Source organism: Sphingomonas sp. R86520, from assembly GCF_042466285.1.
Lineage (GTDB): Bacteria > Pseudomonadota > Alphaproteobacteria > Sphingomonadales > Sphingomonadaceae > Sphingomonas.
This window is the reverse complement of record NZ_JAXHBZ010000001.1, coordinates 3,183,813-3,208,303: the sequence shown is the minus strand read 5'-3', so window position 1 is coordinate 3,208,303 and position 24,491 is coordinate 3,183,813. Positions and strand designations below refer to the sequence as shown.

General features: G+C 65.3%; 26 protein-coding genes. 10 read left to right on the top strand and 16 right to left on the bottom strand.

Annotated features, from left to right (window positions below; translation table 11 throughout):
* Positions 1–35 precede the first annotated feature (35 nt).
* From SJY41_RS14670 to SJY41_RS14660, 3 genes are all read left to right on the top strand, one after another.
* Complete coding sequence (locus SJY41_RS14670) at positions 36–2,297, top strand: hypothetical protein (protein ID WP_380782928.1); 2,262 nt, start codon at positions 36–38, stop codon at positions 2,295–2,297.
* A 66-nt stretch (positions 2,298–2,363) separates the two neighbouring features.
* Positions 2,364–2,990: a hypothetical protein gene (locus SJY41_RS14665; protein ID WP_380782926.1), complete on the top strand. Its 627-nt coding sequence runs from the start codon at positions 2,364–2,366 to the stop codon at positions 2,988–2,990.
* A 40-nt stretch (positions 2,991–3,030) separates the two neighbouring features.
* Complete coding sequence (locus SJY41_RS14660) at positions 3,031–4,131, top strand: hypothetical protein (RefSeq protein WP_380782924.1); 1,101 nt, start codon at positions 3,031–3,033, stop codon at positions 4,129–4,131.
* A gap of 235 nt (positions 4,132–4,366) precedes the next feature.
* Here the strand turns inward: SJY41_RS14660 and SJY41_RS14655 are convergent, their stop codons facing one another.
* On the bottom strand, positions 4,367–4,777 hold the full coding sequence (locus SJY41_RS14655; protein WP_380782923.1) for a MerR family DNA-binding protein: 411 nt from the start codon (positions 4,775–4,777) through the stop codon (positions 4,367–4,369).
* Between the two features lie 62 nt (positions 4,778–4,839).
* Between SJY41_RS14655 and SJY41_RS14650 the strand changes: the two genes are divergently transcribed.
* The 4 genes from SJY41_RS14650 to SJY41_RS14635 all read left to right on the top strand — a co-directional run bounded on the left by SJY41_RS14650 (position 4,840) and on the right by SJY41_RS14635 (position 8,156).
* Positions 4,840–5,604 (top strand): MauE/DoxX family redox-associated membrane protein, encoded by a 765-nt coding sequence (locus SJY41_RS14650; protein WP_380782921.1) that lies wholly within the window; start codon positions 4,840–4,842, stop codon positions 5,602–5,604.
* A 284-nt stretch (positions 5,605–5,888) separates the two neighbouring features.
* Positions 5,889–6,056 carry a hypothetical protein gene (locus SJY41_RS14645; protein ID WP_380782919.1) on the top strand — a complete coding sequence of 56 codons (168 nt, stop codon included), beginning with the start codon at positions 5,889–5,891 and terminating at the stop codon, positions 6,054–6,056.
* Positions 6,053–6,847 (top strand): alpha/beta fold hydrolase, encoded by a 795-nt coding sequence (locus SJY41_RS14640; RefSeq protein ID WP_380782917.1) that lies wholly within the window; start codon positions 6,053–6,055, stop codon positions 6,845–6,847. The genes SJY41_RS14645 and SJY41_RS14640 overlap by 4 nt, the downstream gene beginning before the upstream one ends.
* Positions 6,848–7,025: 178 nt before the next feature.
* A complete protein-coding gene (locus tag SJY41_RS14635; RefSeq protein ID WP_380782915.1) occupies positions 7,026–8,156 on the top strand; it encodes an FAD-dependent monooxygenase in 1,131 nt (376 codons plus the stop codon).
* A gap of 69 nt (positions 8,157–8,225) precedes the next feature.
* On the opposite strand, the gene SJY41_RS14630 is transcribed toward SJY41_RS14635, so the two are convergent.
* From SJY41_RS14630 to SJY41_RS14605, 6 genes are all read right to left on the bottom strand, one after another.
* Positions 8,226–8,357, bottom strand: coding sequence for a DUF2474 domain-containing protein (locus SJY41_RS14630; protein WP_380782913.1), 132 nt, complete (start codon positions 8,355–8,357; stop codon positions 8,226–8,228).
* Positions 8,341–9,348, bottom strand: coding sequence for a cytochrome d ubiquinol oxidase subunit II (gene cydB, locus SJY41_RS14625; RefSeq protein WP_380782911.1), 1,008 nt, complete (start codon positions 9,346–9,348; stop codon positions 8,341–8,343). Before cydB ends, SJY41_RS14630 begins: the two co-directional genes overlap by 17 nt.
* Entirely contained in the window at positions 9,338–10,765 is a 1,428-nt protein-coding gene (locus SJY41_RS14620) for a cytochrome ubiquinol oxidase subunit I (protein ID WP_380782910.1), read from the bottom strand. The genes cydB and SJY41_RS14620 overlap by 11 nt, the downstream gene beginning before the upstream one ends.
* Before the next feature lie 278 nt (positions 10,766–11,043).
* On the bottom strand, positions 11,044–11,598 hold the full coding sequence (locus SJY41_RS14615) for a PaaI family thioesterase (protein ID WP_380782908.1): 555 nt from the start codon (positions 11,596–11,598) through the stop codon (positions 11,044–11,046).
* A 124-nt stretch (positions 11,599–11,722) separates the two neighbouring features.
* The gene (locus SJY41_RS14610) at positions 11,723–13,177 is read right to left on the bottom strand and encodes a catalase (RefSeq protein ID WP_380782906.1); all 1,455 of its coding nucleotides are present in this window, start codon (positions 13,175–13,177) and stop codon (positions 11,723–11,725) included.
* Positions 13,178–13,357: 180 nt separating this feature from the next.
* Positions 13,358–13,738: a response regulator gene (locus SJY41_RS14605; RefSeq protein ID WP_380782904.1), complete on the bottom strand. Its 381-nt coding sequence runs from the start codon at positions 13,736–13,738 to the stop codon at positions 13,358–13,360.
* Between the two features lie 260 nt (positions 13,739–13,998).
* Here SJY41_RS14605 and SJY41_RS14600 point away from each other — a divergent pair, with 260 nt between their 5' ends.
* Positions 13,999–16,020, top strand: a complete 2,022-nt coding sequence (locus SJY41_RS14600) for an ATP-binding protein (protein WP_380782901.1) — start codon at positions 13,999–14,001, stop codon at positions 16,018–16,020.
* 146 nt (positions 16,021–16,166) lie between these two features.
* On the opposite strand, the gene SJY41_RS14595 is transcribed toward SJY41_RS14600, so the two are convergent.
* Positions 16,167–17,003, bottom strand: coding sequence for an SDR family oxidoreductase (locus SJY41_RS14595; RefSeq protein WP_380782898.1), 837 nt, complete (start codon positions 17,001–17,003; stop codon positions 16,167–16,169).
* Positions 17,004–17,089: 86 nt separating this feature from the next.
* Between SJY41_RS14595 and SJY41_RS14590 the strand changes: the two genes are divergently transcribed.
* Positions 17,090–17,992: a LysR family transcriptional regulator gene (locus tag SJY41_RS14590; protein ID WP_380782896.1), complete on the top strand. Its 903-nt coding sequence runs from the start codon at positions 17,090–17,092 to the stop codon at positions 17,990–17,992.
* Between the two features lie 40 nt (positions 17,993–18,032).
* On the opposite strand, the gene SJY41_RS14585 is transcribed toward SJY41_RS14590, so the two are convergent.
* The 3 genes from SJY41_RS14585 to SJY41_RS14575 all read right to left on the bottom strand — a co-directional run bounded on the left by SJY41_RS14585 (position 18,033) and on the right by SJY41_RS14575 (position 20,462).
* Entirely contained in the window at positions 18,033–19,046 is a 1,014-nt protein-coding gene (locus SJY41_RS14585) for a zinc-binding alcohol dehydrogenase family protein (protein ID WP_380782894.1), read from the bottom strand.
* Complete coding sequence (locus SJY41_RS14580) at positions 19,043–19,474, bottom strand: hypothetical protein (protein WP_380782892.1); 432 nt, start codon at positions 19,472–19,474, stop codon at positions 19,043–19,045. Before SJY41_RS14580 ends, SJY41_RS14585 begins: the two co-directional genes overlap by 4 nt.
* A 115-nt stretch (positions 19,475–19,589) precedes the next feature.
* Entirely contained in the window at positions 19,590–20,462 is an 873-nt protein-coding gene (locus tag SJY41_RS14575; protein ID WP_380782890.1) for a LysR family transcriptional regulator, read from the bottom strand.
* Between the two features lie 149 nt (positions 20,463–20,611).
* On the opposite strand from SJY41_RS14575, the gene SJY41_RS14570 reads away from it, so the two are divergent.
* Positions 20,612–20,776: a hypothetical protein gene (locus SJY41_RS14570; RefSeq protein ID WP_380782889.1), complete on the top strand. Its 165-nt coding sequence runs from the start codon at positions 20,612–20,614 to the stop codon at positions 20,774–20,776.
* Positions 20,777–20,783: 7 nt separating this feature from the next.
* On the opposite strand, the gene SJY41_RS14565 is transcribed toward SJY41_RS14570, so the two are convergent.
* The 5 genes from SJY41_RS14565 to SJY41_RS14545 all read right to left on the bottom strand — a co-directional run bounded on the left by SJY41_RS14565 (position 20,784) and on the right by SJY41_RS14545 (position 24,481).
* The gene (locus SJY41_RS14565) at positions 20,784–21,164 is read right to left on the bottom strand and encodes an ArsR/SmtB family transcription factor (protein WP_380782887.1); all 381 of its coding nucleotides are present in this window, start codon (positions 21,162–21,164) and stop codon (positions 20,784–20,786) included.
* A 56-nt stretch (positions 21,165–21,220) separates the two neighbouring features.
* A complete protein-coding gene (gene gstA / locus SJY41_RS14560; protein WP_380782885.1) occupies positions 21,221–21,844 on the bottom strand; it encodes a glutathione transferase GstA in 624 nt (207 codons plus the stop codon).
* 2 nt (positions 21,845–21,846) lie between these two features.
* On the bottom strand, positions 21,847–22,026 hold the full coding sequence (locus tag SJY41_RS14555; RefSeq protein ID WP_380782883.1) for a hypothetical protein: 180 nt from the start codon (positions 22,024–22,026) through the stop codon (positions 21,847–21,849).
* A gap of 50 nt (positions 22,027–22,076) precedes the next feature.
* Positions 22,077–23,486, bottom strand: coding sequence for an aldehyde dehydrogenase family protein (locus tag SJY41_RS14550; protein ID WP_380782881.1), 1,410 nt, complete (start codon positions 23,484–23,486; stop codon positions 22,077–22,079).
* A gap of 143 nt (positions 23,487–23,629) precedes the next feature.
* Positions 23,630–24,481 carry an aldo/keto reductase gene (locus tag SJY41_RS14545; RefSeq protein WP_380782879.1) on the bottom strand — a complete coding sequence of 284 codons (852 nt, stop codon included), beginning with the start codon at positions 24,479–24,481 and terminating at the stop codon, positions 23,630–23,632.
* Between the last annotated feature and the right edge of the window lie 10 nt (positions 24,482–24,491).

Below are 24,491 nucleotides of genomic sequence, written 5' to 3'. Positions count from 1 at the left end.
GCGACAAATCTTCCGGGTCGGATTAGATGGTCGGCATGGAAGCAGATCAGAAGCACGACGTGATACTGAACGAGCACGAGGCCGCTCTCAACTGGGGCGTCACGCCGGAACTGCTCTTCAACTACACGCGGGCGAGGTTTGCGCAGGACTACGGTTTTGGCAGCTTGCAGACTTTGGATCGTGACGGGCGGACCTGCTTCAGCAGGAACGAGCTTGACCGCTTCAGCCTGGTGCTTAGCGGACCGTGGTCCGCCACGGTCGGTGACAGACCCGCGATACCGACTGCCGTGATCGAGCATCTGATGGCCGAGGCCCGTAACGAATGCGCTCGGTGCCATACCGGCACCGCCGTGGAAAACGCCCACATCATCGCCTGGGCCATCAGCCGGTCGCACCACCATGACAATCTGGTCCGCGTCTGCTCGAACTGCCACAAGGAACACGATCTGCATCGCAGTCTTTCGCCCGAGCAACTCCGTGCTCTGAAGGACAGGCTGGTCGCGCGGACGCGGCAGAGCATCATGCTCCGGGTCCGTGCGCCGTTGGATCAGCTCCGCCCCCCGCAAGCGCTAGCTCCGTTCTTCGGACGCATCGTCGAGTTGGAAAGGCTTGAAACCGCTTTGTCGACGGGAGGATCGATACTGGTTTGCGGTGCGGGAGGGATCGGAAAGTCCGAGCTCGTCGCCCAGGGCCTGGCGCGGATGAACGATGGTCGTCCGGTGCTGTGGCTGGATGTCGAGCGCTTCTCTTCGGTCGGCGAGATAATATGTGCTCTACGCACCGCTGTCGGTCCCGAGGGTGTCGCCTGCTCGCAGGCGGGGCTGCCAGCGCACCTCGAGCTCCTCCATGCCCGCGTCGTGCTCGACGGCGTGGAACGCTCGAGCCTGGACGACATCGACGGTCTCGAGGATGCGGTGCGCGATCTGTTCGCGGCCACTCGGCACACACAGCTTGTCACGACGAGCCAGCTTTCCCTCTACGTCGTTCCAGCGGAAGTCAGTATCGCCCTATGGGGTTTGAACTCGTCCGACAGTCGCGACCTGCTCGGCCAAGCGACCGCCCGCGCTGCGGACGACCGAGCGGAGGACCTTGAGGCGCTGGTTGGTTTCTGCGACGGACATGCTCTCACTCTGCGCATCGCGGGCGCGTTGATGGACGCCTATGGCGGCTCCGCGGGAGCGTTGGCTGCCATACGACGCCATGGTGCCGCTTGCGTGCGCATTCCGGGGCGTCGACACCAGAACCGCCGCACGTCGCTCGAGGAGTGTCTGGACGTCGCCTACGCGGCGCTCGGCGACGATGCCCGCACGCTTCTCTGGGCGTTGAGCAATGCCCCAGGAGGCGTCTACACGTTCTACCTGGACGAAGGCTGGTTGAACGATGCCGGCGATGCGGACGCGGTCGCAACGTTGCGACGCTGGCATCTGACGCGCGAGCGGTCGATCGGCGATGGGGTGGCTCGGCTCGACGTGCTTGCCCCTGTGAGGCATTTCGCGATCGCGCGGGCGCAGTCGGAATCCCTATCCGACTACCTCGTCATCGTCGGTCGCGTTGTGCAGAACTTCGAGTCCTGGGTCGCCGTGATGGAGCTCCAGTACGACACGCCGGAGGCCACGCCATATGTTCTGGACCGGTACGCGGACGAAGTCGTCAACCTTCTCCACGTCCTCCACCTCGCGAGTGGTCGACCCGACGACAAGGAACTGGTCCGTTCCGCGACGGGGATCGTCCGGGCGTTGATGCGTTACTTCTTCGTGCGACGTCTGCACGAGCAGGGTGCGTACGTCATGCGCGAGGCTGCCAGACTTGCGATCGGAGCCGGACTCGTAGAGGCGGCAAGCGACCTGGCGATGCAGACGATCGTGCTCGCGCAGCGGACGAACGACCGCGTGATCGCCCGCGAAGGGCTGGACATCGCCGATCAGGTGGAATGCGCCACGACTGACGAGAGGCTTCTTGGAGACGTTGCGCTCTGCCGTTCGATGGTATCCCTGAGCGAGGGTGCCGCGCTGGAGGCCGAAGCGAGCGCTCGCATAGCCTTCCAGCACTACAGGCACTGCCTTCAGAAGCAGATCGAGGCTTCGGAGAGCACTTCGCCAGGATCGGCTGAGCGCCTTGAGGAACGGCACAATGCGGTGGCATCGGCCCTCTCCCAGATGGGCTTCGCCCTGCTCGCTCTGGGTCGTTTGGACGAGGCCGCCATCCAATATCGCCACGCGTTGCAGCATCAGCGCGGCGCATCGATCGCGGTCAACGAAGGCCAGACGAAGCATCAGCTTGCCAATTGCGAGAGTTAGCTTGGCAATCACGAGGAGGCGGCACGGCTCTACCTGAGCGCGGCCCGGACATTTCTCTTCGTCGAGATGGGAGAGTATCTGGAGCACGCGCTGTCCGAGCTCGGGCATACCCTCGTCGACATCGATCCTCCTGACCTGCTCGCGTCGATCGACGCCGAGTTGGTCTCCGCTGGTTTAGCCAACGTTGCGGTCGCCGTGTCGGAGACCTTCACCCCGGGACGCGAGATCGTCGGCGAACGATGGGTTGCAACCCTTCGGAGTCTCAGCGGCATCATCTATCTGGCAGGCCTGGCCGGGCACGGACTGCTGCTCGAGGGCTTCGCCGCCGACCTGCGACTACGCTCGATCGATCCGCTGAAGCAGCAGATCGAGGCGGGAATCCTGAAAGCCGGTTCGAAATTCCCCGTGATGGTCGCCGACCGCCTGCTTGCCATCGCGGGGACGGTGGCGGCGGCCGAGGGTGAGCTTGCTACCTGCGAGAAGGTCGATGACGATCTGATCTTCCGCATGTTGGGCATCGTGTGCGGAACGCATTCCTGGCTTCGGGACGTCGTGCGCCTCGTCGACTGGACCGGCGCGCTGCTCGGTCGTCGCTGGGGAATCGAATACCCCGACGCATCCGGCCTGCGGGAGTTCATATACGATCGGCGAGACGGAGTGGCGGACTCTCTCGAGATCAGGCGACGTTCTTGAGCGTAGGGACGCTGCGGCGCTGCGTGGCGGCCGGGGTCCATTGCTCACGATCGACGATCACCTTGCCACAACCACGTGGACCACGGGACATCCGTCGTCACAGGTCGGAATGGCAGCCTTGCTGAAGGCGCGGGTGGCCGCTTTCCTTCGAACTTTGGCCGACGGGCTCAGCCTCGAGCCCGTCGCGCGCGTTCCGCATTCGACCATCCCGGACTTCATCGCCCTGCCGGGTGCTGCACGGCTCGACTGGACGGCTTTCGACCAGGGTGAGGTCCGCATGCGCTATTCGGCGGTCGATCCCGTCTGGAACGTCGTGGACGAGGTGGATGAACTCGTAGGTCTGCGGGAACACGTGCGGCGGCTCAGCCGCGCCATGGCCGAGCTGTCCCTTCGACAAGCCGCTGCTTGGAACGACGTCGCCTACAATCTCAAGCTCGCCTACTCCGTCACGGACGTCTTTGCCGACACCGATATGGACGGGACCAGTGCGTACTGCCGCCCCGCTGCGGAATACGAAGCGGCCGACGACGAGTTCACCGAGAAGCATCTCGCGGCTACGATCGTCTTCTCGTTTGCATGGACGGCGTATGAGCGGGCGATCGAGGCGGTCGAACCGGCTCGCGCGGGCAGGGGCGCCAAGGGGCGGGACCTGGCGTCGGCGAACACCCGCCATCTGCCTTATCTGCGGCGCACGCTGCTCGACGCGGCGGCGCTTGCAGGTGACGGCACGGACTTCGGTCGCCGCGAGATGCGGCGCATGCTCGCGCTCGGCTCGCTACCGGGCATCGCCGCCGAACACCTGCGGCAGTTTCGGAACCGTCTCACGCATGGCGACCTGCGAAAGCCGGAGCCGAAGGACTGGGGCGACGAAAGCCGCTGGATCGTGGACGAGGATCCTCACCTGCTCCAATTCCACGTCAACATCCGCTTGGTGCTGCTTCTCATACAGTTGCTGGCGTTCGACGTAGCGGGCACCGCACCTCCTCCGGTGGACTCCGATCCGGACGATCCAGAACGGAACGAGGACGACCTTGGGCTGTTGCATTGTAGGAATGACATCGACGACGAAGATGACCAATTCGGTTTCGACTTCGAGTTGCCAGTGGCACCAGCTGATGCAGAGCGTCGGGCAGGCGCATGACCATGACGCAACCCGTTATCCTGCGGCCGTTACGAGCGACGCTCCGTCAGCCGCTCCCGCGGTGGCGGTGCCCCTGAAAAACGACGCTCTCACCGGTAAGCCGGCGGGAGAAAGCTGGGAGTAGGGAGGAATCGTTTGGGCAATTACGCGCTCAAAAGGAGATATGGGTTCGGTCGCATTTAGCAGTGGATAAGGGCCGCTGTAGCTTCGCCGATCAATGGCGGGCGGACTGCGTCTAACTGACGTCCTCGAACGCCTTCAGGATAGGGCACGGACCCTCCGAGCCGCTGCCGCATTGCCTTGCGAGACGGTGTAGGGACGTGCGTACGCGCTGAAGCTCCTCGATCTTGGCATCAAGAGCCGCGATCCGCTCGTTGGCGAGTTCGTATGCTCGAGCGCGATCATCCGTCGCATCCAGCGCAAGCAGCTCTCCGATCTGTTCCAAGGTGAAACCGGAACCCTGCGCCGATCGAATGAACCGGAGCCGCTGGACATCTTCGGTTCCGTAGCGCCGGATACCGCCGCCTGAACCAGAGCCCTCGGGCCGGTCCGGCGTCTTCAGAAACCCGCGACGCTGATAGTAGCGCACCGTCTCCACGCCGACGCCGCCTTCGCGCGCGAGCCCTGCGATCGTCATGCCTGACATGCTTGCCTCCGTACCATGGTACGGATCCTATATGGTCTTTGCGAACGAGATGGAGAAGGCAGATGGCAACCGCAGCCCCAAGAAAAGCGACGATCTATCGGATGGTGATGCCGGGGCACACGTGTCCCTTCGGCCTGAAGGCCAAGGACCTGTTGCGTCGCCAGGGTTACGAGGTCGAAGACCATTGGCTTCGAACCCGCGAGGAGACCGATGCCTTCAAGGCTGAGCATGGGGTGAAGACGACGCCGCAGACCTTCGTCGGCGGTGAACGTGTCGGCGGCTTCGACGACCTGCGCCGGTTCTTCGGCAAGACTGTCCGCGATCCCAAGGCAGTGACCTACCGGCCCGTCGTCGCAGTGTTCGCCATGGCGGCGGTCATGGCACTGGCAGCCAGCTATGCCGCCTTCGACACGCCGTTCACATCACGTGCCGGCGAATGGGCCATCGCGTTCTCGATGTGTATTCTCGCCATGCTCAAGCTCCAGAACGTCGAGAGCTTCTCAAGCATGTTCCTCAACTACGATCTGCTTGCGAAACGCTGGGTGCCCTACTCCTACATCTACCCATACGCGGAAGGGGCGGCGGGGGCGCTGATGGCGGCAGGGGTGCTGACGTGGCTCTCGGCGCCGATCGCCCTGTTCATCGGGACGATCGGTGTCGTCTCTGTCGTGAAGGCGGTCTACGTCGACCGGCGGGAGTTGAAGTGTGCCTGCGTCGGCGGCGCCACCAACGTGCCGCTCGGATTCCTGTCGTTGACGGAGAACGTCATGATGGTGGCTATGGCTATATGGATGAGTGCGACGCCAATGCTCGCACTCGGTCGTTGAGCAGACCGGTGCGAGATCCAGCTTGACGGACAAGGGGATGCCGGGCCCCGCACCTGGCATGCCGGCCGTTTGTTCAATCTAATATCTACCGTACGAAAAAGCAGTCGCGTTCGACCAGAGTTCATTCCGAGCGGTGCCGCGGGCCATGTGGCGGCTGCCATCGTGCCTCGCATGGATCCACCATACCGCGGTGTGGCGTGACCCACGCGAGAGCATGATGTTCGTATCGTCTACCCGCGGATATCTCGAACCGACAGGGGCGGTGCCTCACGGGGAGACATGTGTTGGCCGACTGGAAACCTGCCGAACTCACGAAGATCGCGATCGGCCATAATCTCATGATGGCACCGTTTCGCGAAGGCGGGGTGACGGCGGACCGCACGAGTTCGGGCAACCACCTGACGTCCATGCCGGTGTTCATGGTGGGCAACGCGCGGGCCGCGCTGGCATGACGATGGTGACCCTGCACAAGGAGGGCGTGAAGCTCACCGTTCTCGATGAGGGAGATCGGTCGTCGGCGGACGTTCTCCTCTTCCTGCACGGCTGGTGCTGCGACAGCTCGACGTTCTCGGCGCAGTCTAAGCACTTCGGCGGCAACCGGCGGATCGTCGTCCCGAACCTGAGGGGGCACGGCACCAGCGATGCGCCGGTGCAGGATTACGATCTCGGCATGTTCGTCGACGACATCGTCTGGCTACTCGACGAACTCGATATCACCCTTGCGACCGTCATCGGGCACAGCATGGGCGGTGCCGTGGGATTGGAACTCGCGCGCAGGTGTCCCGAGCGTGTCGCGGGTCTGTTCATGATCGACACGGTCCTGTTCCCGCCCCTTGATCTGCGCCTCGGGCTGGCCGGGCTTCTCGACGTCCTCGAGACGTCCGGTCTGGAAGCCGGACTTGCTCAGGCAGCCGCCCTTCTTTTCATTCCGCAGGATGATCCAACGATTAGAGATGGGATCATGAGCAGGGTGGCGGAGACGCCAGACCACGTCGCGTTGTCGGCATTCAAGAACCATCTGCTGGATTACGATCCGGTGCCGGCCCTGTCGCGTTCACGCCTACCAATGGGGTATGCCGGTGCCGCCAATGCGTTGGCCGACCTCGGGCAGATCCTCGTGCATTCCCCGAAGCTGCTGACCGCAAAAACGCTGGCGTCCGGGCATTTCTCGCCGATCTTCGTGCCGGATCAGATCAATGCGATGGTCGAGACCTTCCTACGGGTGATGGCCACGGATCGATGACGCAATCTCCGTGAAGGCGACGAGCCCAAGACAAGGTCTCCGACTGCGACGGCGAAACCTCGGTCCGCACCTCGAGCGCTCCGTCCGATGAATGCTACGAATGTAACACTTCAGGAGGTTCGGTTTCGAATACTCGCGACTAAAGGCGTCGCGCTTTCCCATCGCTGAGGAATTGAGTTTGGCACTGTTGGACGCGGAGACCGTCATAATCGTAGGCGCAGGGATCGGTGGGCTCGCCCTCGGACGCGCGCTACATTCGCAAGGGGTGCCATTCAGGATCGTCGAGCGAGCCTCGAAGCCTGGCGACAGTGGACTGGCGATAAATCTGCCGGGCAACGCGATCGCGGCGCTGACGACGCTCGGACTGCGCGACGAGATCGAGGAGGCCGGATTTCCGCTGCGGCGTCGACAATACCGGACCTCACGCGACAAGCTGCTGTTCGAAGTGGATGAGGAAGGCTTCTGGGGGGCTTCGCTGCAACCGCGCAGTGTACGTCGATCCGCGCTCTTCAAGATGCTCTCGCGGGGATTGCCGGTCGGGTCGGTCCGCTACGGCGGCGACGTGCAGTCGATGTCCCTTCATCAGACCCATGGCGAGCTCTCGTTGGCCAGCGGGCAGACGTTGAACGCCCGGCTGGTCGTCGGAGCGGACGGCGTCAGATCCGTGGTGCGCGCACAGGCGTTCGGTGCCGACGCGGGATCCGGCCACGCGCTGCTCGCCGATACGAGCTGGCGGTTCATGGCGCCCAATCCCGGCATCGAGCACTGGACCGTCTGGGCGGGCGACGAAGGCATGGTCCTTCTCATGCCGGTGGGTCCCGACGAGGTCTATGGGTGGGCGGCGCTGACCCGTCCGCAGCCCGGGCTTGGCTCCGTCGAGGGCCTCGAGCGAATGACGCGGGGTTTCCCCGAGCGGGTCCGCAGCGCAGTCTCCCACGCGATCGCGCAACCGGGGGGCCTGTACCATTCGCCGTTGGAGGAGGTTCGGCTCGACCGCTGGCACACGGGACGCGCGGTGCTGATCGGCGACGCGGCACATGCAACGGCACCCGTCTGGGCGGAAGGCGCGGCCCTCGCGATGGAGGATGCCATCGTGCTCGCTCGGCTGGTGTCGACAAACTCGGAGGTTTCGGAAGCGCTGGCTGCCTTCGATGCCCAGCGCCGACCGCGGGTGGCGCACGTGCAGGCTCTCACCGACGCGATGTCGAGGGCGGCGAAGCTACCGCCGTTCGTCCGCAACGCGCTTCTACCGTTCGTCGGTCCCAAGAGGTACCGGCAGACCTACGAACCGTTGAAGGCGCGGGTCTGAGCGTAGAGCGATCGCCCGTCGAGCCGACCACCACGGTTACTGCGTCGATCGTCGTCGACGGGTCATCGTTCAATGGCGGAACAGCCACCATCGGATCACGCCACCGACGATCCCGACGGCGGTCACCCCTGCGAGCCACAGTCCGAAGAACCAGGCGAGCCGGCGCCCGATCCCGCCGGCATCATCAGTGGTAGCCTTCATGGCCGACCTTTCCCCGGAACACCCAGTACGCCCAGGCGGTGTACGCGATGATGATCGGCACCATGACGCAGACGCCGACGAGCAGGAACAGGAGGCTGCTTCGCGGCGCAGCCGCCTCCACGATCGTCACCGCGCCCGGAATGATGTCCGGGAAGAAGCTGATGCCGAGACCGACGTAGGACAGCAGGAACAGGGCCAGCGTGATGAAGAAGGGGGACCGTTCGCGGCGACCCGCGAGACCGCGCAAGAGCAGGATCGTACCGATGATGGCGAGCAGGGGCACCTGCGCCGTCGCCAGCACACCCGGCATGGCGAACCAGTGCCGCCAATAGGCGAGCTTCAGGAAAGGTGTCGCTGCGCTGACGAGGGCGAGGCAGGCTACGAAGGCCAGGCCGAGGGCGCGCGCGAACCGGTATGCGCGGTCCTGCAGGCGGCCCTCCGTCCGCATGATCAGCCACGTGGAGCCCAGCAGCGCATAGCCCGCCGCGACGCTGATCCCGGTGAGCAGCGTGAACGGCGTGGCCCAGTCCCACCAGCCCCCGACGTAGCTGCGCCCGCCCACGCGTATGCCTTGGAGAAGGGCGCCGACGACGATGCCTTGGGACAGGGCGGCGACCAGGGACCCGATGAAGAAGCCCGCGTCCCAGGCAGGCTGGTGCCTCGGATCGCGCCATCGGAATTCGAAGGCCACGCCCCGGAAGACGAGGCCGAGCAGCATCGCGATTATCGGCGGGTAGAGCGCCGACATGATGATGGCATATGCGAGCGGGAAGGCGGCCAGCAGTCCACCGCCCCCCAGCACAAGCCAGGTCTCGTTGCCGTCCCAGACCGGCGCCACCGAGTTCATCGCCGTATCCCGGTCGCGCCCCTCCGGGATGAGCGGGAACAGGATGCCGAGGCCAAGATCGAACCCGTCCATGACGACGTAGCCGAAGACCGCGAACGCGATGACGAACGCCCATGCGGTGGCGAGATCGGGACTATAGGTCATGCGGGTTGCCTCCGGACGTGGCGAGCACCGCAGGCGCGCAGGTGATCCCGGTCGATCGGATCGGGCCCGTGAGGCCGGCGTCGGCTGCGTGCCCACCTGGTTCCGGCAAGCGCGACATGAGATGCAGGATGTACCAGATGCCGGCCCCGAAGACGACGAAGTAGACCAGTGCGAAGGCGGCCAGAGAGGCGGCCACCGCAGGCGCGGCGAGGGGGGATACCGAGTCCGACGTGCGAAGCAGACCGTACACGGTGAAGGGTTGTCGGCCGACCTCCGTGGTCGTCCAGCCGGCGAGCACGGCGATGGTGCCGGCAGGCCCCATCGCGACCGCGAACCGATGGAGCCAACGCGACGACCAGAGCCGGCCTCTCGCGCGGGCGATGAGGCCTATACCTCCCAAGGCGATCATCAGGAGCCCAAGACCGACCATCACCCGGAAAGACCAGAAGACGATCGGAACCGGTGGCCAGTCGCGGCGTGGCACGGTGTCCAGACCCGCGAGTGCGGCGTCGGGATCGTGGCGCAGGATGAGCGAGGAGACCTTGGGAAGGCCGACCGCGTAGCGGAGTCGACCCGCCTTCTGGTCCGGGATGCCGAACAGGTAGAGGGGAGCGCCGTGTGGATGGCTCTCGTAGTGCCCCTCCATGGCCATGACCTTCGCGGGCTCGTGTTCGAGCGTGTTCAGACCCTGCGTGTCGCCGGCGAACGCCTGCAGCGGCGCGACCACGACGACCATCCACATCGCCATCGAGAACATCGTCCTTGCGTGATCGTCGCGGGAGTTGCGCAGCAGATGCCAGGCGCCGACCGCGCCGACGATCAACGAGGTCGTCAGGTAGGCGCCGAGCACCGTATGCACGAGCCGGTAGGGAAAGCTCGGGTTGAAGACGATGCGCCACCAGTCCAGCGGCACGAACTGGCCGGAGCCATTCATGGCGAAGCCGACCGGCGTGTGCATCCAGCTGTTCGCGGAGACGATCCAGAAGGCGGAGAACAGCGTGCCGACGGCCACGAGCAGCGTCGCGGTGAAATGCAGACGCGGCCCGACCCGGCCCATGCCGAACAGCATGACCCCCAGGAACCCCGCCTCGAGGAAGAAGGCGGTGAGGACCTCGTAGCCCATCAGGGGCCCGATGATGCCGCCGGCCTTGTCGGAAAAGACGGCCCAGTTCGTGCCGAACTGGTATGACATGACGATGCCCGATACGACGCCCATGGCGAACGCGATCGCGAAGATCTTCAGCCAGAAGCGGAACAGTCCTAGGTACACGGTCCGCCCCGTTCGCAGCCAGAGGCCCTCGAGCACGGCGAGATAGCTCGCAAGGCCGATCGAGAAGCTCGGGAAGACGAAGTGGAACATCACCGTGAACGCGAACTGCGCTCTCGCCAGCGTTACCGCGGTTTCCGTGTCGGCCATCGCGGCGTTGCTCCTTCGATGTGGTTAGCCGGATCGGTCCGACCCGGATCTCGTGTCGGGGCACTAGCCCCGGTGGTCGCTGCACGTCCCGTGCGCCACGCGTTCCTCGCGCCGGACGCGGACGACGGGGACGGGTATGAAGAAGCGGTCCATCGCCTCGTGCATCCGGCAGATGTCTAGCCGCTTTCCTAGCCGCCGCGGATCTCCCGAAACATCATACGGGGGTAGCGGCCGGTACGTGACATGGAGTCCCTCCTGACGAATTCGGCACTCCGCGATCACACGGATGGCGGCGTCCCTTCGGGCCTGGTCCCCCGGGCGGGACCGACGATCGAGAAGTTTCCGACGGCGTGCGCGAGCAGCTTCCCGTCCGCACCTTTGACCTCGCCGGTCAGATACACCGTCCGACGACCAAGGTTCACCACGCGACCGGTGGCCATGATGGGCGTCTGCCCTGTGGTGATCGGGCGGAGATAGGTCACGGAGAGGTCGAGCGTCACGACGGCGGCGCCGACCGGCAGCAGGGTGTTGGCGGCACATCCCATCGCCGTGTCCAGCATGGTGGCGGCCACTCCGCCGTGGAGCATGCCCATCGTGTTCTCGAGCGATTGCTCGTAGTCGAGCCGCATTCCGATCTCACCGGGTTCCGCGACGACGCAGCGAAATCCCAGGAGGCGCGCCATTGGCGGAGCCGGCAGTCGCGCGTCGCGGATGCCGCGCATGATCTCGAGACCCGACAGCCCCGTCGCCAGCTTCGCGCCGTGCACGGGATCGTGCCAGGTCACGGTCCGCTCATGCATGTGCTGCGCGGGGATCTCGTGTTCCGTGTCCATCTGGATCATCGCCTCGACTTGATGTGGTTGCCGTCGATCGTCTCGGGGGCGACGACCGCTCGCGCCTCGTTGCGGCGATCCCGAAACGCGGCGTGGGGGCATCGGGCCACAGGTTGGCCGACGCTCACTGTCCCGCCGCCTGCATGCCCAGGCCCAGCGCTTCGGCGACGCCGGCGCCATATGCGGGATCGGCTTTCGTGCAGTTTGCGATGTGACGCATCTTCACGCTGAGGTTCGCCCCGTCGATGGCACGCGCGGTGTTTCCGAACAGACGGGTTCGCTCGGCCGCGTCCATAAGCCGGAACAGGTTGCCGGGCTGCTCGAAGTGGTCCTCGTCGACGCGGTGGTCCCAGTGGTCCCCCAGACCGCCGATCTCGAGCGGCGGTTCCGCGAGTTCGGGATGGTCCGCCCAGACGCCGGTGCTGTTCGGGTAGTAGGAGGTGGTGGCCCCGAGGTTCCCGTCCACCCGCATCTGCCCGTCTCGGTGATAGCTGTGGAAGGGGCAGCGGGGTGCGTTCACGGGGATGCTGTGATGATTGACGCCAAGACGATAGCGCTGCGCGTCGCCGTACGAGAACAGCCGCGCCTGCAGCATCTTGTCGGGCGAGAAGCTGATGCCCGGCACGATGTTCGCGGGCGAGAAGGCCGCCTGCTCCACGTCTGCGAAGAAGTTGTCCGGATTCCGGTTGAGCTCGAGGTCGCCCGCGGGGATCAGCGGGTAGTCGCCCTTGGACCAGACCTTGGTCACATCGAACGGATTGTGATGATGCCGGCGGGCCTGATCCTCGGTCATCACCTGGATGTTGAGCTGCCAGCGGGGAAAGTTCCCGCAGTCGATCGCCTCCAGGAGATCGCGCCCGTGGCTTTCCCGGTCGCCGCCGATGACGGCCCCGGACTCGGCATCGGTGAGGTTCTCGATGCCCTGCTGGCAGCGGAAGTGGAACTTGACCCACACCCGGCCGCCGGCCGCGTCGATCATGCTGTAGGTGTGGCTGCCGAAGCCGTGCATGTGACGGTAGCTCCGGGGGATGCCGCGATCGGACATGACGATGGTGACCTGGTGCAGCGCCTCGGGCAGCAGCGACCAGAAATCCCAGTTGTTCTGCGCACTGCGCAGGCCGGTGCTGGGGTCGCGCTTCACCACATGGTTCAGATCGGGGAAGCGCAGCGGATCGCGGAAGAAGAACACGGGCGTGTTGTTCCCAACGATGTCCCAGTTGCCCTCCTCGGTGTAGAACTTGAGCGCCCAGCCGCGGATGTCGCGTTCGGCGTCCGCGGCGCCGCGTTCGCCGGCGACGGTCGAGAACCGCTGGAAGACCTCCGTCTTCTTTCCGATCTCCGAGAAGAGCTTCGCCTTCGTGAACCGGCTGATATCGTGAGTGACGGTGAACGTCCCGAACGCACCCGAGCCCTTGGCGTGCATCCGCCGTTCGGGGATCACCTCCCGGTCGAAGTGCGCGAGCTTCTCCAGCAGCCACACGTCCTGCAGCAGCGCCGGTCCGCGCGGGCCTGCGGTCATGATGTTGACATTGTCGACCACCGGCGCTCCGGCCGCCGTCGTCAGGTCCTTGCGATCCATTTCGTCCTCCGCTGCCCGGTCGGGCGCCGTTCAATCCGCTCAAGCTAGGGCAGGGCGACGGCGGGTGGCGATGGGGATCACGGTCTAGGGCGTGCCATACGAAGGCATGGCTCTTCGGCGTTCTGCTGCCGCGGAACGTGCCTTCCCGTCGAGCGTCGACTGCCGGGGAAACGAACGCAGCTAGTCGAGTAGTTCCGCAAGCTGCTCGATCAGGTCGCTGGATTCGAAAGGCTTCACAAGCAGGCTGATCACACCGGCTGCGGCAGCGCGCTGGTCCACTTCCGGGGTGGGAAAGGCCGTTATCAGGATGATCGGAATGCTCTGGGGCTGCACTGCTTCCGCAAGCTGCAGTCCACTCGATCCCGGCATCTGGACGTCGCTTATGATGCAGTCGACCTCGTTGAGAAGCGTCGATGCGAGCAGAGCGTCCGCAGTGTCGAACAGGACGGCCCGATATCCAAGACTCCCGAGAAGGCCGTCAAGCGCGGCTCGTACATCCTCGTCGTCGTCGACGACCGCGACCAGAGCATTACTGGTGGTATCTTGGGACGGTACTGGCACGAACTCTGACTCTCCAGTTCACATGGCATGCGCACGGTGCGCGTCACGCATCGATGGATGATACGAAGGTGGTTTCCGGCTAGGAGTGTCAGAAGCGCCGGACGGGTGCTGCTTGTTCCGTGTCACCGTCCTCGAAGGGCTTCACCCCATACCTTGGTATGGGCGCCTTGGTTTTCGGTACGGATGGTGGGCTGCCGTCGCCGAGACTAACCTGCCGAAGATCTTCAGGGGAGGTTGTCACGTCATCGCAGCACCATTCGGTGGAGGGGTCGGCACCCGGTCGTGAGGCGATCGCGATCTGCGACCCGACAGGCGTCGTACTCGGCTGGACCCCTGCTGCCGAACGGCTCTACGGATGGACCGAGCGCGAGATGGTGGGGAAGTCGATCGACGACACGCTACATACGCGACCGATCGCGCCGGTCATCATGGGCGGCACGGCTCGACCCAACGGAGTGGTACGGCGGCATCGCGACCGGACGCCATTGACCGTCGAGCTCGAACGGACTGTGTGCCGTGGTTCCGACGGCGAGGTGAGCCATGTCATCGACGCGACGCGGCTTGCGGCCGGCGGACGTCAGGAAGACCGACGCGCCGGGATGGACCTTTACGCGGCGGCGATACTCGGTGGCATGGATACCGCGATCGTCGAAGTGGATCTCGGTGCGGTCATGGATTTCCTGGCCGCCCGACACGGGTCCAACGATGCGGATCCACACGTGCCGGCTCCCGGTGAAACGCTTGAGCTGCTGACGCGGGCGTCGATCACGGACTGCAACCAGGCCGCGCGCGAGCTTCTATTCGATGGCGGTACGCCGGCCGGGTTGTCGCTTGCGGACCTGGCCATCCCGGGGGGGCTTCAGGAGCTGGGCAGCATCCTAGGGAGCGCACTCGGAGGGAAGGAGCGCTGCCGTTCCGAACTGGCGGTCGGCTCATCCGAAGGCCGTGTTCTGGTCTGCAGGGCGACTACCCTCTTATCGACCGACGCGGCGGCGGCCCGTTGGATGGTCCTCTGCCTCACCGACGTGACCGATCTCCGAGAGGCCGTCGCCCGGAGCGAACGGACCCGGGAGTATTTCCAGGTCATCTTCGAGACGATGCCCATCGCCCTGTACCGTGTCGACGGGAGCCGGTGCCCGAGCCTGGTGTCCGAGCTCCTTGCCGTTCCGGACGAACAGCTCGACGCCTACCTCGTCGCGCATCCCGACAAGGTCGCCGAGATCGCCGGCGCATCGGTCTTCGCCGAGGTCAATCGGCGGGGGGCGGAGATCCTGCATACGGCTACGCAAGAGCTTGTGGGGCAGCCGATCGCGCCCGTTTGGACGGCCAGGATGGATACCTACCGCAGGTCGCTCGCCGCGAGGTTGCGCAACGAGTATTTCGACGAGGAGACGCAGATCGTCGCCGCGGACGGCGAACTGATCGATGTCCTGTTCGCGGTCTCTCCCGTTGCGTATGCAGGCGAGCGTCTCACGATCGTGGGCATGGTGGACCTGCGCGAATTGCGGAAGGCCGAGTCCGAGCTCAGCCGCCTGCAGTCCGACTTCGCCCATGCCGCGCGCATCGCCTCCATCAGCGAGCTGGCCACCTCGCTGGCCCACGAGGTGAGCCAGCCCCTTTCCGCCATCCATCTATGTTCGGAGACGGCGCTGCGGTGGTTGGACCGGGCGCAGCCGGACATTGAGGAGGCTAGGGCGCAGCTGTCGCGGATCGCGACGCAGGCCGGTCGCGCCACGTCCGTCATCAACCGTGTTCGGCAGATGACGCTTCCGAGCGCGACCCGAAAGCGGACCTCGTCGTTCGGCACCATACTCGAGGATGCTATGGCACTCGTCGCCCCCCAGGCCAGATCGCTCAAGACATCGCTGCTGCTATCGCCATGCGACGACGAGCTGTGGATACTGGCGGACAGCATCGAGATCGAGCAGGTGATCGTGAACCTGTTGTCGAACGCGCTTCACGCCATCGAGGCCGGGCGGAGCCCGACACGCCAGATCACCGCGACGACCGCGTCGAGGGACGGGCAGGTCGTCTGCGTCATCTCGGACACGGGGCCCGGCATCGACGCTGATCACGTCGACCGGCTGTTCGATCGCTTCTTCACGACGAAGCCATCCGGTCTCGGACTGGGGCTCTCCATTTGTCGCACGATAGCCGAGGCGCACGGCGGTAGCGTCGAGATCGCGAACCGGGAGGATCGATCCGGAGTCCGTTCCACACTGTTTCTGCCCCTCGCGCCCTTCGGTCGCCACGGTGCGGACGGAACTGTCGCGATCGGCTGACGACGTTTTCGAAGATCGCGAGCTCGCGAGGATTTGCTGCCAGGCCCCCCGACGCGGAGGTGGCCGTGTCGGGGAGCGAGAGCTGTAAAACGTCACTGACAGATGGCCTGTGGGGGCTCGCGAGCGAGCCCCCGAGCCTCCGAGCCTTATGCGGACGTCGGGAAATCCGTCCCCGCCGCCGAAGCCGCCTGCGATCGGACGGACTCGAGCCGCTGGCTCAGGGCACGATCCAGGATCATCTGGGCATCGCTGCCCAGGACGAGCCGAAGCTCCTTGTTGCCGCTGTCGGCATTCTCGACGATGGCCGCCGCCATGGCCTCGGGATCGCCGTTCGGCGTCCGTGCCGGATCGGTCAGCACCGTGCGCAGATGGCCCAGGGGCGTGTCCCGGTACGCGTCCACGTCCGCGCCGATGCGCTCGAAGGCATTCGAGCGGAAGCCGGTACGCGAGGCGCCCGGCTCGACGATGGTGACACCGATGCCGAACGATGCGACCTCCTGCGCCAGGGAGTCGAAGAACCCCTCGAGGCCCCACTTGCTGGCATGGTAGAGCGAAGCGCCCGGGTGTGTCGCCTGGCCGCCGTACGACGAGATCGCGATGATCTGACCTCGACCCTGCTCGCGAAGATGGGGCAGCGCAGCCCGTGCGATCTCGATCGGACCGACCAGGTTCGTATCGAGCTGATGCCTGATCTGCTCGTGCGACAGTCCCTCGGCGGCGCCGAACAGCCCGTAACCGGCGTTGTTGACGACGACGTCGATCGGACCCGTGGCGAACGCTGCGTCGACGACCGGACGGATCGCATCGATATCCGTCAGATCGAGCTGGGCGACCTCGAATCGGTCTCCGTACTGCGCCGAGATGTCGGACACGGTGTCGAGCTTGCGGACCGTGCCGAAGACCCGGTCCCCGCGCTTGAGCAAATGCTCCGTCATGGCCCGGCCGAGACCGCTGCCCACTCCGGTGATGAACCAATGTTGCATTAGTGATTTCCTTTCAGGCGCTATGTAATTCGCTTCATTGCTTGAGATTAGCCACCGCATCCGGCATGGACTGATGGCCAAATACCATGAATAGCCAACCAACCCTCAGCGAGCTGCGTGCTCTCTCCGCAGTCGCCACGCACCGCAGCTTCCGGCGGGCGGCGGATGTTCTGGGGTTGGCGCCATCGACGCTCAGCCACATGATGACCCTCCTCGAAGGTCGGCTCGGAACCCGGCTCCTGAACCGGACGACGCGCAGCGTCGCGCCCACGCATGCCGGTGCCATGCTGGTGGAGCGTCTCGCGCCGGTTCTCCAAGGGCTCGACGCCGCGCTGATGGAGGTGGGCGAAGATCCCGACGAACCGACCGGCCCGCTTCGGGTGACCGCGTCCGAGACGGTGTCGATGCTGCTCGTACGCGAAGCGATCCCGAGCTTCCTCGCAAGATTTCCCCACGTGACGATCGACCTCGTCGCGAACCCGGATTTCGTCGACATCGTGGCAGAGGGGTTCGATGCCGGGATACGTCTCGGCGATGCCGTACCGCGCGACATGGTCGCCGTGCGTCTGGGAGGCCCGTCCCGGATGCTTCCGGTCGCGTCGCCTGGCTATCTCGCCGTCAATCCCCGCCCGGAATGCCCCGAGGATCTGCGGCGACATCGGTGCGTGTGTTCGAGAACGCCGGGCGGCCGTCCGTTCAGATGGGAGTTCGAGCAGGCGGGCGAGACTTCCACCATAGCGGTTGACGGGACGATCACGCTCAACCGGACCGAGCTGATGATCGAGGCCGCTCTTGGCGGCCTCGGCATCGCCTACGTTCCCGAGCGGCTGGCCAGGCCCCATCTCGACGATGGATCGCTCGTCGCCATGCTCGAGCCTTGGTGCCCTGCCTATCCCGGCCTTTTCATGTTCTATCCCGGTCATCGTCACGTCCCGGCTGCGCTTCGCGCCTTCGCGTCGGTTCTGAAGGAGACCCTCGGAAAAGGCTGAAGCGGCGGGAGGCCAGTCGACCGCCCGCCCTCCAACAGACTCAGAAGCCTTCGAGCACCGTCTTGCCGATGGACTTTCCGCTCTCGACGATCGTGTGCACGATCTTCAGGTTGGACGCGTTGATCGGCGAAACGGTCTGCGCCAGCGTCGTGCGCAGCACGCCGGCATCGACGAGATGCGACACCTCCTCCAGCAGCTTGTGCTGTTCGATCATGTCGGCGGTCTGGTATAGCGAGCGGGTGAACATCAGCTCCCAGGCGACGGTGATCGACTTGCGCTTCAGCGGCACGATGTCGAAGCTCTTGGGGTCGTCGATCAGAGCGATGTGACCCTGCGCCGCCACGATCTTCGGGAACAGGGAGAGGTAGTGGTCGCTCGCCGTGAGCCCGGCGAGGTAGTCCACCTCGGGATGTCCGATCCGCGCTAGTTCCTCGTCGAGCGGCTTGTGATGGTCGATGACGACGTGGGCGCCCATGCTCTTGACCCACTCGATCGTCTCGGGACGCGAGGCCGTGGCGATCACGGTGAGTCCGGTAAGCCGGCGAGCGAGCTGGATGAGGATCGAGCCGACGCCGCCCGCGCCGTTGATCACGAGCAGCGTGCCCGGTCCCTTCTTCTGGCCGTAGGGTACGCGCAGACGATCGAACAGGATCTCCCACGCCGTGATCGCGGTCAACGGCAGCGCCGCGGCCTCCGCCCAATTGAGCGACTTGGGCTTGTGGCCGACGATGCGTTCGTCGACGGCGTGGAGCTCGGCGTTGGTGCCTGGGCGGCTGAGGTCGCCCGCGTAGAAGACCTCGTCCCCGACGTTGAAGAGGCTGACTTCGGCACCGACCGCCTCGACGATGCCCGCGGCATCCCATCCGAGGATCTTGGGGTCGCCGTCCGTGCGGGCGCTGCTGCCGCGGACCTTCACGTCGACCGGGTTGACCGAGATCGCCTTCACCCGCACCAGAAGGTCGCGAGGACCTGCTTCGGGGGCCGGGATGTCGAGGTCGAGGAGGGCATCGTCGCGGTTGATGCTGCCCGCCGCGTGATAACCAATCGCCTTCATTGTACTGTCTCCATCAATGTTCGGTCCTGAAATCGGCGTTCCCCCGGCAGCTCGCCAGCGACAGGTTCGCAGGGCCGCCATTCATCGATGAATGGATCGGCCGGTCCGACGCTATCGATCAATTGTTCGAGCTGCTGCTCGGACCAGCCGGCACCGAGGAACGCGCCGATCTCCGCGGCTGGAATTGCCCAGCCGTGATGGCGGGCGAGGCTCGCGGTTCGGCGAAGGCTTTCAAGGCACGGGGAGGCGAGGGGCTGGGGTCCGCCGCCGACGAGAGAGAGCAGCAAACGGCCGATCGGCGACCATTGCAGGGGTTTGGTCCCGTCTCTCGCGCCGATCGCTATGACGAGCCATTGGAAACTGGTGAAGCCGTCCGACGACGCGGCACCGCACGTCATTGGCAGACCCTCGACGGTGGATACCGGCATCGTGGCGCTCCTGCATCATCCGCAGTCCTTGCGGTCATGCGAATCTGCCGGAACACGCGGTGCGCGACCATCCTACGGTCGCCTCAGGTCCCCCCTACTCGGGTATGGTGACCAGTCAGATGTCGGTGGGCAGAACCTGATCGAGATGCTCGACGAGGAGTCGTAACCGGCGAAGGCGCCGCAGATCCTCATGATAGCCGAGCCAAAGATCGCGTGCGGGCGGTTCCTCCCCGCCGAGGAGTTGCACATCCAGTGCATCCCCGATGACGCGCGGAAGAACCGCAAGCCCGGCGCCGGCGGCACAGGCGGCCCCCTGCGCCTCCCTGTTGTTGCTCCGGAAGGTCGGCGCCGCGGACGGCCAACGTGAGCGGAGCCACATCACGTCGACCAGTCGGTCGAGCGCGCTGTCCATGGTGACGAGCTGGTGTCCCGCGCCATCGTCGGACGAAAGGGGGTCGCCGCACCGGTCGAGATAGGAGGACGCGGCGTACAGGCCGTATCTGATCCGACGGAACCGGCGATGGATTATGTCCGCGCCCGAGAAAGGCACGAAGCGGACGGCGAGGTCCGCCTCCCGCCGCTGCAGGTCCATCAGCCGGGAGTCCGCGATCACCTCGACCGTGAGACCGGAATGCGAGATCGCGAAGTCGGCCAGCGGCGCCGCGAGGATCCGCGAGGACACCCAGTCGGACGCCGACATGCGCACGACGCCTTCCAGGCCACGCGCGCCTCCGGCGAGCTTGCGCTCGAGGGTGACGGCCTCCTCCGCCATCTGTTCGGCATGGAGGAGCATCGCCTCTCCCTCGTCCGTGAGCAGGAAGCCGCTCGACGTCCGCTGGAAGAGCGCCGCGCCGACCGACTGCTCGAGCGCACGCAGCCGCCGCCCCGCGGTCGGTTGGCTGAGCTTGAGTCGGGTCGCCGCCGACGTCAGCGTTCCCGCCCGCGCGATCTCGAGGAACAGTCTCAGGTCATCCCAGTCGAAGGCCACAACTTTTCCGATCTCAGCTCGTGTCTATCCGTCCTCGCGACGACCCACCATCGCTGTCGCGCCGCCGACACCTACATACCAAGTCACGTGTTTAAGGGCGGTGGCCGCCCGGGCAAGATCGAAGGATCGAACCCCTCGGGAGTGCCACCATGACGAATGCGGATTTGAAGTACGACGTGTCAGCGTCCCATCGCGAAGACTTGCTGGACGAGGCGCTCGAAGAGAGTTTTCCCGCGAGCGATCCGGTTTCGCTGTCTCCAGTACCCTCCGTCGAGGCAGAGAAGTCAGCCAGCGAAGCCACGAAGGCTGGATGACGGCATTTTAAGCCGCCGCGGTCGTATCAGCGCGTAGGCCCTTTCCAAATCGCATGGCTGCCATGTCGCGTCGCGCGGTCTCGGCTCGGAACGCCTCGATGGCTGCCCGGATCAACGCGCCGTAGCGCTCCTCCAGCTCGGACCAGCGCGTGACGCTGAGCAGGCCGGGACCCTTCCGCTCGCTGCGTATCAGGCCGGCCTCCCGCAGGATGGTGAACTGCTTCGATAGCGTCGACTTCGCCACCGTGCGGCCGCCGAACTGCAGATACGGTGAGCAGCCCATGGGACCGTCCGCGTCGAGGAGATCCGCGAAGATCCTCAGGCGCAGCGGATCAGCCAGCGCGAATAGGATCTCGCTGACCGAGATGTCGTCCAGGGCAGGGTGCACCAACGGTCGCATGGGCGTGAGATAGTGTTCCGAAGACCGACCGTCGAGGGCCGCCGTCAGTCCGTGATGATCCCGACGAGTCCCGGACCCTCCGCGGCGAGCGCGGCCTGCACGCTGGGACGAGCGCCGATGCGCGAGAGATAGGAACGTAGGTTTGGTAGCGCGGCGAAAGCGAATTGGAAGAACAGAGCCCAGCTGGCGATGACGAACAGATAGGCATCGGCGGCGGTGAACGTGTCGCCCGTGAGGTAGGCTTGATTCCCCAGCTTCGCTTCGATCATGCGTAGCCGTTCGGCGATGCGTTCGCGCGCGAAGGCCTTCGCTTCATCGTCGATCGGCCAGAACAGGGGGCTGAACGCCTTGTGCAGATCGGCGGCGATATAGCTCTGCCATTCCATCACACGGTATCGCTCGATGCTGCCCTGGCGCGGCATCAGGTCCTCCCGACCGGCGGTATCAGCGAGATACTGCGCGATCACGACATTCTCGGTGAGCGTCGATCCATCGTCGAGCTGGACCAGCGGCACCAGCCCCCGCTCGGCGACCAGACGGTAGTCGGAACCATCCGAGCGGGTCTTCGCCGTCACGTCGACCACTTCGAGTTCGAACGGTAGACCCGTCTCGTGAAGCAGTATGTGGACTGACATCGAGCTGGCGCCGGGATGGGTGAACAGTTTCATGGTTACGATGTCTTTCGTGGAACGGAATGGATGAAGCCCACCTTGAACAGAAGGTTGGGAAGCGCGATCAGACCGAACGCGGCCATGCCGATCGCGACGGAGAGGAATATGCCGCCCAGGCTCGCCGCTAGGAGGCCGCCGCCGATCGCCAGATCGCGCGATGGGGTGGCGATCGAGGTCATGCAGTTCATCCGCGGAAACCGGCCGGGAGCTAAACTCCCGGCCGGTTCGGTCAGGCGGCCTTCTTCACGCTGAGGATGCGGCGCTGCGTGAAGTCCTCGATGCCTTCGATGCCGTTCTGGACACCGATGCCGGACTGCTTGGCGCCGCCGAAGGGGATGTCCTTGGGAAGGACCAGATGCCGGTTGACCCAGATGGTACCGGTTTCGATCTTTGAGGCGACCTCCGCGCCGCGATCGATGTCGCCCGCCCAGACGATGCCGCCCAGACCGTATTCGACTTCGTTGGCGTACTGGATCGCCTCCTCGATCGTGTCGTAAGGCAGAATGGGGAGAACAGGGCCGAACTGCTCCTCGCGAACGAGGCGCGCCTTGTGCGATAGGCCCGTCACGATGGTCGGGCGGATGAAGTACCCGTCGCCTTCGATTGCATGGCCGCCGGCCAGGAAGGTGCCGCCCTCATCCCGCGCGGACTCGATGAAGCCCAGCACCTTGTCGTACTGCATCTTGTTCTGGATCGGGCCGATCGTCGTGCCCGGTTCGAGGCCATCGCCGACGACCGCCTCGTCGGCGAGCCTGGCGAGTTCCGCTGCCAGCTCGTCGACCATCGCGCGCGGGGCATAGATCCGCTTGGTCGCGAAGCAGACCTGACCGGCATTGATGAAGGCCGCGAAGAAGATCTTCGGCGCCATCGCCTTCACGTCGACGTCGTCGAGAACGATCGCGGCGTCGTTGCCGCCGAGTTCGAGCGTGAACCGCTTGAGGGTGTCGGCCGCCGAGCCGAGCACCTTCTTGCCAGTGGGGGTCGATCCGGTGAAGCTGACATGGGCGATGTCGGGGTGGCTGGTCAGCAACGGTCCCAGCTCGTTCTGGTCGACCAGGGTCTGGAAGACACCCGCGGGGAAGAAGTCCGCAGCGACCTCACCGAGGAGCAGGGTGGTCAGCGGCGTCGTCGGCGCAGGCTTCGAGATGACGGTGTTCCCCGCCACCAGCGCCGCGCCGATCTTGTACGCCAGCAGTGCCAGCGGGAAGTTCCACGGCGTGATGGCCGCGACGACGCCTTGCGGGTAGCGCTGCTCGACGATCAGCTCGTCTCCGTTGTCACGCAGCACCTTGGGCTGCAGATCCTGGCCTGCGAAGAACTCGAGCGCGTCGACGGTCTCTGCGACCTCGAAGCCGGCTTCGATGAGCGGCTTGCCGACCTCCTGCGTGAGAAGACGCGCGAACTCGTCCTTGCGCGCCTCGATCGCCTTGGCGAACTCGCCGACCCTCTTCGCGCGCTCGGCGAACGGCAGTGCCGCCCAGGCGGGAAACGCACGCTTGGCGGCCGCGATCGCGGCTTCCGCCTGAGCGATGTCGGCCTTTGGCGAGGTCGCGAAGGCTTTGCCGGTCGCGGGATTGATGACGTCGATGGTGGTTGCGCCATCGACCAGCGCGCCGTCGATGAGTAGCTTCGGGGTCATGGCAGGTCCTTCGTGTCCAGAAACGTTATGTTCGTAAGTTCGCATATCGTGAACCAAGCGCCAGATAGGGCGTCTCGACGACGCGGCAAGTTGCGCGTTGAGAAATTTCGGCGGCGATGGTGGGGTGCGTTTCCGCGAATGCGTCAGCCCTTCGGGCGGCTTGCGCGGTCGAGTTGACCGAAGTCGTCGTCGGAGAGGATCAGGGCGGACGCCGCCGCATTCTCGCGGAGATGGGCGGCCTTCGATGTGCCGGGGATGGGCAGGATCACGGGACTGCGGCGAAGCAGCCAGGCGATGGCGATCTGCCCGGGCGTCGCGTCGTGGGCCCGCGCGATGCGGTCGAGGACGGAGCCCGCTTGGGTGAGGCGCCCGGCGGCGAGCGGGAACCAGGGGATAAAGCCGATCCCGTTCGCCTCGCAGTGGTCGAGGACGGCTTCGCTTTCACGGTCGGCGAGGTTGTACCGGTTCTGCACGGTCGCGACCGGGAACACCTTCCCGGCGGCTTCGATGTCCGCGATGCCGACCTCGCTGAGGCCCGCGTGTCGGATCACGCCGGTATCCAGGAGCGTGCGGATCGCGGCGAACTGCTCGTCCGCCGGCACGGCCGGATCGATCCGGTGGAGCTGCCACAGGTCGATCCGATCCACCCCCAGCAGCTCGCGGCTGCGGTGCGCCTGCCCGATCAGATAGTCCGGATCGCCGTGAGGAAGCCAGTTGCCCGGGCTCGGACGACGCAGGCCGGCCTTGGTCGCGACGTGCAGACCGGAGGTGTATGGAAACAGCGCCTCCCGGATCAGCGGCTCGGTGACGTCCGGACCGTAGCTGTCGGCGGTGTCAATGAGATCGATGCCGAGTTCCGGCACCAGGCGCAGTGTTTCCAGGGCGGCGTCACGGTCATGCGGCTGGCCCCATACGCCGGGGCCAGTCAGTCGCATCGATCCGAAGCCGAGGCGGCGCACGGTCATGTCGCCGCCGATGTCGAAGGTCGGTTTCATTTCTCTTTTC